The following is a 1,054-nucleotide window of genomic DNA, read 5'->3' as shown; positions in this document are numbered from 1 at the left end:
CGAGCGCCTGGAGGACATCCCGCTGCTCGTCGCACTGTTCCTGGAACGTTGCAATCGGCGCTGCGGCAAGCGCGTGGCCGGCCTGACCACGCGCGCCTACGACGCGCTGTGGGACTACCACTGGCCCGGCAACGTGCGCGAGCTCGAGAACATGGTCGAGCGCGCGGTGATCCTGGCCGACGACGACGGCAAGATCGACGTGCAGCACCTGTTCTCCGGCGGCGAGCAGCTCAAGCTGCGTTCGCTGAGCGTAGGCGCGCACGGCGAGCTGGTCCCGCGCGCCGGCGAGGCCAGCGACCAGTGCAAGCGACTGGCCGACGACCTGCTGGCCCGCCTGCCGTCCTTCGAGCAGATCGAGTCGCTGCTGTTCGAGCGCGCGATGGAGCGCAGCGACGGCAACATCTCCGCGGCCGCGCGCCTGCTGCGCCTGCGGCGCGGCCAGGTCGAATACCGCCTCAAGAAGCGCGAGTCCTGAGGCGCGCGGCGGCGCCCGCTCTCAGGCGCCGCGCCGATCGTCCTGGATCAGCTGTCGCAGGCGCCGCCGCACCTTGACCGGTGCCACGTCGTTGGTCATCAGCACCGGGTTCAGGCTGAAGAAGTCGGTGGTGCCCATCTCGTCGTGCACGGCCTCGATGATCGGCCCGTCCTCGTTCTCGAAGGCCGCATGCATGGCCTGGATCTTCATGGCGTTGTAGTCGGCGTCCTCGACGACGTGGTTGCGCCGTGTCGCGAACCAGTAGTGGGTGGTGTTCGCGGTCTCCGGCGTGCAGGTGTGCAGGTCGTACTGGCCGATGCAGCCGGCCAGGTCGAGCGCGCCGCCGTCCTGCGTCGCACCGACCGAGAGCTGGATGTTCGCGGGCGGCGTCCAGGTGATGTCGAAGAAGTGGCGCGCGCCGGCCGCGGGCTCGGGCAGGAAGTTGGCGAAGATCAGCATCGCCGGCGTCTGCTGCCATTCCCAGCGAGCGGAGATGGCGCGCTCGCCCTCGCGCATCTGCGGCACCAGCGTCGACAGCTGCCCGCGCGTGGTGATGATCTCGCCGTGCACATGGTCGAT

The 1,054-nt window shown here is 69.5% G+C and carries 1 protein-coding gene and 1 pseudogene; one reads left to right on the top strand and one right to left on the bottom strand.

Annotation, left to right across the window (positions count from 1 at the left end; genetic code table 11):
- A partial coding sequence (locus x551_RS22605; protein ID WP_036251898.1) for a helix-turn-helix domain-containing protein occupies window positions 1-475 on the top strand: 475 nt, incomplete at its 5' end.
- A 21-nt stretch (window positions 476-496) separates the two neighbouring features.
- Here the strand turns inward: x551_RS22605 and x551_RS22600 are convergent.
- A pseudogene (locus x551_RS22600) lies at window positions 497-1,054 on the bottom strand (aromatic ring-hydroxylating dioxygenase subunit alpha); the annotation flags it as partial.

The organism is Methylibium sp. T29, from assembly GCF_000576205.1.
Lineage (GTDB): Bacteria > Pseudomonadota > Gammaproteobacteria > Burkholderiales > Burkholderiaceae_C > Methylibium > Methylibium petroleiphilum.
The sequence above is the reverse complement of the archived record's forward strand: the minus strand, read 5'-3'. Positions and strand labels throughout refer to the sequence as shown.